Below are 7,710 nucleotides of genomic sequence, written 5' to 3' on the forward strand. Positions count from 1 at the left end.
GCCTTTTTAAATGCTAATTTAAAATCATATTCGTCTTGCCGGGAGGCCCTATGAAAAGCTTATTGAAATTCTTCGTCTATGTATTTGCCTTGGTCTCTCTATCAATTGGCAGCTATCACTTGATATTAAGTTCAGGCCTAGCCGGTGGGCTGGGGGCTGCGGCGTTATTGTTATTGGTATGCGCCGTGCTTTTCGTTGCCGGCTTTTACGCCATGATCAAAGGCGGTTTCGCATTTTTACGAATTGCAAATTCAGGCGAAGCGGCCGGTTTGATGGTCTTTTCGGTGTTGCTTTTTTCCGTTGTCACATTCGTAGCGGTCATCAACTCGTATGTTGAATACACCGTGGGTGAGAGGGGATTGTCTCACACTGAAAAGACGCGGTTGTTCACCAGTACCGTCCTCCAGATTCCGACCCAGCAGGAGCTTCAGAAAGAATCGAAAAATGGAGTTGCTTATTACCACACGACAGAAAACGCCGATGAAATCGAAAAGTTCGATGGAGTACTGGCCGGAAAAAGAGAAGAATTCAATGCCTTTTTTGGCACGCAAGATAAAGGCGGACTCGCCATCGAGTTTCACCAAGAGTACAGTTCGCTTGAAGAAAGCGGTGGGATGGAAGAGATATCCGGTTTCTACAACGGCGCAAACCGCACGATTCACTTGGTTCCGGATGATCCGTTTTGGGAAGTGATCTTAATTCATGAATACGCCCATTACCAAAGCCATCTATTCGCTGAAAAGAATGGTTTAAATTTCACGAGGACGCCGCAATGGTTCGAAGAAGGCATGGCAGATTATCTTGCAGAAGACGTTGCAGACTGGGTCGATTTGGAAACGATGGAAATAGTGGATTTCCATAGCTTGGATGACCCAGAGAATTTCGACGCCGCTTTTTCCGATGAGTTTGATCCGTATGCACAAAGTTCATTGGCGGTGGCATCAATTGCCGAAGCCTATGGCGAACAGCGGATAATCGAATTATTAGGGACCAAAAGTACAGCGGAATTTTACAGCACTTTGGAAGAAATTACGCAGCAGGACCTTGCGGAGTTCCAGGATACGTTCCTCGATGAAATGATCAGCGACCAGCAAGCGGCTGATGAAAAATACAATAGGCTGCTAACGGCGATTGAGATGGAGCGGTTCGCAGAAGCGGAGGAATATACGGCTGACATTCTTAAAACAGGCAGCGAATACGATGCCGATGAAGCGATGTGGCTGATGACGGATATGTACCTTCAGCAAGGGCAGTATGAAAAAGCGGCAGCCTATACCGAACAAAAGCTTAAAGACAAGATGAGTCTTTTCCCGATTGATGATTTGCTGCTTTTGTCTGAAATTTACCTGTTGACGGATCCGGGAAAAGCACTCAAATATCACTTGGAAGCAGAAAAAGAGGCGGAAGCGAGCGGTGAAACCGACTATTACGATTTCGGGCTTTCAGTGCCTGCTTTTGAAAAAGTGAATTCAGCAGACCCTTTGGAAGGGTATAAAATACTCATCGAAGAATACCTTGTTTACAATGAAACAATCCGTAAGCAATTGTTGAAAAAAATGGAAGCAGAATACCCTGGAGCATTTTAAACAGGCACAAGAAAGCGGCCAGTCTGATGACTGGCCGCTTTGAATGTTTAGTTTTAATTTTAAGATTGAGATGCTTAACGCCGATCGATATTTTCGCCTACTACTGGTTCGGACGACTTTTGCAATGGCGTCTTGTCTCCGACAATCGGTTCAGAACTGCCAGAAGATGCTTCGTCGCTTGCAGCGAATTCACCTGACTCGATTTCTCCGCCTTGGTCATCCGTGCGCACAACAAGTACGTCGCATTTCGCAGAACGAACGATGTGTTCCGAGACACTGCCAATTAGGAAGCGTTCAACAGCATTTAGGCCGGTTGCACCACAGATGATCAAATCTGCAGAAACCCGTTCAGCCAACTCGCGTGAAATCATCGTTTTCGGAGAACCGTAATCCACAACGATGTTCACTTTTTCAACACCGCCGGCTTCCGCTTCACGTTTGTAGCCATTCAACAGATCTTCTGCGAATTTTTGAGCCCGGTCAGCGATCGAACGGTCATATGCTTCAATTGCCGCAAACGAGCGGGTATCAATAATGTTTACCAAATTAAGAGTAGCATGATTCCGTTTTGCAATTCCAACTGATTTCTTGAAAGCCCATTCCGCTTCTTTTGAACCATCAACCGCTACAAGAATCTGTGAATATTTTAATGTCATTATGCATTCCTCCTTAATTGATAAGTATAAACTTCTCTTAATCTAGGAAGAATTCCTTCTTTTAATGTAAAAGATTTAGGAAATTATTTATTGCTGCCACGGAACGTTTGCAATTGCGTATATAAGCTTGGATATATAAATTGAACTATATAAGTTGAGCTAAAGAAGAAAGCTTCTGAATATCGCTTCGGTCGCTTTGGGCAGTGAAAAGAAGATTTTCTCTATCTCTAATCGCTGAGCCAGCTTCGAGACATAGAAGACCGTTGCAGCACTTCGCGTTTCGGAGCTGGTTTGCGGAATATCGACAAGCAAGATTTATATATAAGTTTGTTGAGAAAGATAAATCCTTTTTCTGATGGAGCCGATATTCCACAAAACAGCTGCGCTTGCCGCGGGCGAGCGCCAAGCCTCCTCAGTCGCTTCGCTCCCTGCGGGGTCTCGGCTGTCTCGCTTTCCCGCAGGCGTCTCCACTGGTTTGCTTCATATCTGGAGAAAACGAAAGAAACTGCAGAAAGTGTATCTTTCGTGTGCTTCAGTAAAAGAAATAACTCGCTATTAAGAAATACCTTTGAATGAAGCGGAAGGCGGCGACTCCAGCGGGCAAAGCCTGAGCTGAAGGCCCCGCAGGAGCGCTAGCGACGAGGAGACTGAAGCCAGGCCCGCGGAAAGCGTCCGCCTGAAGCGAAATTCAAAATAACCATTTAAGTTTCTCGACAGTCTGATATATCTTCGTGTATTAACATATTTCAAAAAAGAAGAGCGGAAACTGGGGATATCTGATAAAATGGACTTGCTTTGAACATTTAACCGGTTTCTCAATAATTTATTGTAGAACAGACATTGGAGGGTTTTAGAATGCGTATTGGAGTACCAACAGAAGTGAAGAACAATGAAAACCGTGTCGCGATGACACCTGCGGGCGTTGTCAATTTAGCATTATTCGGCCATGAAGTTTTCATCCAGGCAGGAGCAGGACTCGGTTCAGGTTTTACAGACGAGGACTATGTGGCTGCAGGCGCACAAATCGTAGCAACAGCTGAAGAAGCATGGACGTACGACATGGTCATGAAAGTCAAAGAACCAGTCGCTTCTGAATATGGCTTCTTCCGCGAAGGGCTGATTTTGTTCACGTATCTTCATCTAGCTCCGGAGCCTGAATTGACGAAAGCATTGCTCGAGTCGAAAGTGATCGGCATCGCTTATGAAACGGTTCAGCTTCCGAACAACACATTGCCGTTATTGACGCCAATGAGCGAAGTGGCTGGAAAAATGTCCACGCAAATCGGCGCGCAATTCCTGGAGAAAATCTACGGCGGCGGCGGAATCTTGCTTGGCGGAATTCCTGGAGTTTCACGCGGCAAAGTAGCAGTGATCGGCGGAGGTGTTGCTGGAACGAACGCTTCGAAAGTAGCTGTCGGAATGGGTGCGAGCGTCACGATCCTCGACTTGAACCCGGATCGCCTGCGCCAATTGGATGATTTGTTCGGTTCTGATGTACAAACTCTGATTTCAAATCCGCTTCATATCGCTGAATCAGTAAAAGAAGCTGACCTTGTTGTCGGTGCAGTATTGATCCCGGGTGCGAAAGCTCCTAAACTTGTCACTGAAGACATGATCAAGTCGATGAAACCTGGCTCTGTGGTCGTTGATATCGCAATCGACCAAGGCGGGATTTTCGAAACGAGCGACCGCATCACAACGCATGACAACCCGACTTACATCAAACACGATGTTGTCCACTACGCAGTTGCAAATATGCCTGGAGCGGTTCCACGGACTTCAACGATGGGATTGACGAATGTAACAGTGCCATATGCAGTTCAAATTGCCAATAAAGGCTTTGAAAAAGCGGTGCTGGATAACGAAGCGCTGAAAAAAGGCGTCAATACTTTCCAAGGCTATGTAACGTATAAAGCAGTTGCCGATGACCAAGGATTGGAATACAAATCGGTAGATGAATTATTGTCCCGTTAAATAGCAAAAAGGCTGTCCCGAAAAGTCATGCATCATGACTTCCGGAACAGCCTTTTTTCATGCCGCAGATCAAGGTTGGATAATCTGCAGCTCTTTCGGGTATTTCGTCAATACTTCAACGCCGGTCTCAGTGACAGCCACGTCGTCTTCGATGCGGACACCGACTTTGCCCGGCACGTAGACGCCAGGCTCCAAAGTGAAGACCATGCCGCTTTCGATGATCATGTTGTTTGATCCGTGCAGCGACGGGAATTCATGGACCGAGATGCCAAGCCCGTGGCCGAGGCGATGGGTGAAAAATTCACCATATCCTGCATCTGCGATGACGTTGCGGGCGGCTTGATCAAGTTCTGCTGCACTAACGCCGGGTTTGACGGCTTCCAAAGAAGCCAATTCAGCTTGCAGAACCAAATTGTATATTTCGATCTGCTCCTCGTTCGGCTCTCCGAAAGCTAATGTACGGGTAATATCGGAGCAATAGCCTTTGTGCACGACGCCAAGGTCGAACAGGACAAGGTCGCCTTTTTGGATTTTCCGGTCGCCAGTCTTGCCATGCGGCGATGCCGCTTTCGGCCCGCTCAAAACAGTGGTATCGAATGACATATGCGTGACGCCGCGTTTTTTCAGGGCCAATTCGATTTCGGTCATGACTTCGATTTCCGTGATGCCTTCTTTTAAGGTTTTAGCGCCGACTTCAATTGCGTAATCGGCCAGTTCGGCCGCTTCTCGAAGAATCTGCAATTCCTGTTCATCTTTAATAACGCGCATGGCATTGATCCGATTATCCAGCGCCAGAATTTGCAGCTCGCCAAAAACTTCAGTGAGCGCTTCATGGCGTTCGACCGTCATATGAGATTTTTCAATCGCAAATTTGTTTAGGCTGTCCGTCCGTTCGGCAACAGCGGCTGCAAGAATCGACATGGAATTGTCGGTATCGGAATGGCCGATGATGTCGCCTTCCCACCCCGCATTTTTTGCATCCGGCATTTCCATTTCCGGACAGATCAGGAATGGTTCGGCATCCTTGAATACCATCACGCCAAGCAGCCGTTCATGCGGATTGCTTTTGAATCCGCTGAAATAAAATACATTATCCGGGTTGGTGATGAATGCCGCATCGATGCCGAGTTCGTTCAGGTAGCTTTCCAATTGGTTGACTTTGTTCATATGTAGTCCTCCTCTAAATTATTATAGGTGTAGCATAACAAAAATAAGGGTATATTACTGCTTGAAACTATTGTCAATAAACTCAGGAGGGATTTCATGCAGCTTTCATACCACGGGCACTCAGTAGTGAAGATCCAAACGAATGGCAAGACGATTTTAATCGATCCATTTATCAATGGCAACAGCCTGACTGATCTGGATGTCGACACCGAACAGCCGGATGCGATTCTGTTGACGCATGCCCATAACGATCATGTAGGGGATACAGTAGAACTTGCGAAGAAGAAAAACGCCAAGGTGGTTGCACCGGTGGAACTGGCGAATTATCTCGGCTCACAGGGAGTCGATGCAGTCGGCATGAATCTCGGCGGCTCGCATGAATTTGACTTCGGAACAGTGAAATACACGAAAGCCTTCCATAGTTCTTCCTATACGACGGAAAGCGGCGATGTAATTTACGGCGGCATGCCAGCCGGAATACTTTTCACTGCTGAAGGAAAAACAGTTTACCACGCGGGTGATACAGAATTGTTCGGGGATATGGAATTGATTGGTAAACGCCATGACATTGACGTGGCATTCGTGCCAATCGGCGACTTTTTCACAATGGGGCCGGAAGACGCAGCCTACGCAGTCGGCCTGATCAAACCGAAAGTCGCTGTGCCAATCCATTACGATACATTCCCGCCAATCAAACAAGATCCTGAAAAATTCAAGAAGATGGTAAAAGGTACAGAAGTAATAGTAATGGCAGTCGGAACCACACATGAAATTTGATAGCTAGTCCGGAGAGCGTTGCTCTCCGGATTTTTTATATGGAAACCATTGCGAGGCATTTCTTTCCGAAGCCTCAGCTGTATCATTGTTTTATTAGGGAATATGGTACACTGAAAAGAACAGCATGCAGAAGGAAAAGGTGAGAAGATGGCTACAAAACACGAACAAATCCTGCAATATATTGAAAAGCTCCCGGTTGGCGAAAAAATTTCGGTGCGCCGAATCGCCAAAGAGCTGCAAGTCAGCGAAGGCACTGCTTACCGCGCGATTAAAGAAGCGGAAGTCCAGCGCCTCGTTTCAACGATTGAGCGCGTCGGCACAATACGCATCGAGCGGAAAAACAAAGAGAATATCGAACGGCTCACATATGCAGAAATCGTCAATATCGTCGACGGCCAAGTCCTCGGTGGCCGTGCAGGCCTGCATAAATCATTGACGAAATTTGTCATCGGTGCAATGCAGCTCGACGACATGATGCGCTATACCGAAGCGGGCAATCTGCTGATTGTCGGCAACCGCTACAAAGCCCATGAATATGCTTTGCAAGCTGGAGCCGCAGTTCTCGTTACGGGTGGATTCGAAGCTTCCGAGACAGTAAAGAAACTAGCGGATGAATACGAATTGCCGGTCATTTCGACCAGCTATGACACGTTTACAGTGGCGACGATGATCAACCGGGCGATTTACGACCAATTGATCAAAAAAGAAATTCTGTTGACCGAAGACATATTGATCCCCCTCGAAGAAACCCATTTATTGAATGAAAAAGACACAATCAGCCGCTATCATGAAAAGAATGAAGAAACATCGCATGGCGGATTTCCCGTAGTGGATGACAATGGCAAGCTTGTCGGCATCATCACTTCAAGGGACGTTATAGGACACGCACCATCTGAAATGATCGAAAAAGTCATGACAAAAGATCCGATCACGGTTTCAATGCAAACCAGTGTCGCTGCTGCGGGACACCGCATGATCTGGGAAGGCATCGATTTGCTGCCGGTATCGAATGAACAAGGCAAGTTGAAGGGAGTCATCAGCAGGCAAGATGTGCTGAAAGCGATCCAGACCGCGCAGCGCCAACCCCAGCAAGGCGAAACAATCGACGACATCATCAAAAGCCAGTTGAACCAGCAACCAGCTGACAAGCTCGCGCTCGAATTCAAAGTCACGCCGCAAATGACCAACGCTTATGGGTCGATTTCATACGGAGCCTATTCCATGATTTTAATCGAAGCGGCAACAGCCGCTTTGAAAACAAAAAACCGGAAAGACAGCGCTTTGGAAAATATGACTGTCTACTATTTAAATCCGGTCCAGCTCGATTCAACCGTTTCCATTAAACCTGTGATTTTGGACATCAGCCGTAAATCAGCAAAAGTGGATGTAGAAGTTACATTCGACAACGAAATCGTCGGCAAAGCGTTGCTGACGTTCCAATTGCTTGACCGATAATAGCGGAGATGCAAAAAAAACCTCTCCAAGAAGGAGAGGTTTCAGGTAGTAGACAAACAAATATTTATGTTATTTAAAGAATAAAAATCATTTCA

At 46.6% G+C, this 7,710-nt stretch carries 5 protein-coding genes and 1 pseudogene; 4 read left to right on the top strand and 2 right to left on the bottom strand.

Annotation, left to right across the window (positions count from 1 at the left end; all coding sequences use genetic code 11):
- The first annotated feature begins 50 nt into the window (after positions 1 to 50).
- Positions 51 to 1,586: a hypothetical protein gene (locus QMA09_RS10400; protein ID WP_290213073.1), complete on the top strand. Its 1,536-nt coding sequence runs from the start codon at positions 51 to 53 to the stop codon at positions 1,584 to 1,586.
- Between the two features lie 215 nt (positions 1,587 to 1,801).
- On the opposite strand, the pseudogene QMA09_RS10405 reads toward QMA09_RS10400, so the two are convergent.
- A pseudogene (locus tag QMA09_RS10405) lies at positions 1,802 to 2,242 on the bottom strand (universal stress protein); the annotation flags it as partial.
- 855 nt (positions 2,243 to 3,097) lie between these two features.
- On the opposite strand from QMA09_RS10405, the gene ald reads away from it, so the two are divergent.
- Positions 3,098 to 4,216 carry an alanine dehydrogenase gene (ald, locus tag QMA09_RS10410; RefSeq protein ID WP_290213074.1) on the top strand — a complete coding sequence of 373 codons (1,119 nt, stop codon included), beginning with the start codon at positions 3,098 to 3,100 and terminating at the stop codon, positions 4,214 to 4,216.
- A gap of 69 nt (positions 4,217 to 4,285) precedes the next feature.
- Here ald and QMA09_RS10415 read toward each other — a convergent pair whose 3' ends face one another.
- Entirely contained in the window at positions 4,286 to 5,383 is a 1,098-nt protein-coding gene (locus tag QMA09_RS10415; RefSeq protein WP_290213075.1) for a M24 family metallopeptidase, read from the bottom strand.
- A 96-nt stretch (positions 5,384 to 5,479) separates the two neighbouring features.
- Between QMA09_RS10415 and QMA09_RS10420 the strand changes: the two genes are divergently transcribed.
- Both QMA09_RS10420 and QMA09_RS10425 read left to right on the top strand, forming a co-directional pair.
- Complete coding sequence (locus tag QMA09_RS10420; protein WP_290213076.1) at positions 5,480 to 6,160, top strand: metal-dependent hydrolase; 681 nt, start codon at positions 5,480 to 5,482, stop codon at positions 6,158 to 6,160.
- 147 nt (positions 6,161 to 6,307) lie between these two features.
- Positions 6,308 to 7,615 carry a DRTGG domain-containing protein gene (locus QMA09_RS10425; RefSeq protein ID WP_290213077.1) on the top strand — a complete coding sequence of 436 codons (1,308 nt, stop codon included), beginning with the start codon at positions 6,308 to 6,310 and terminating at the stop codon, positions 7,613 to 7,615.
- Positions 7,616 to 7,710: the final 95 nt, after the last annotated feature.

It is taken from the genome of Planococcus sp. APC 3906 (assembly GCF_030407685.1).
Lineage (GTDB): Bacteria > Bacillota > Bacilli > Bacillales_A > Planococcaceae > Planococcus > Planococcus koreensis.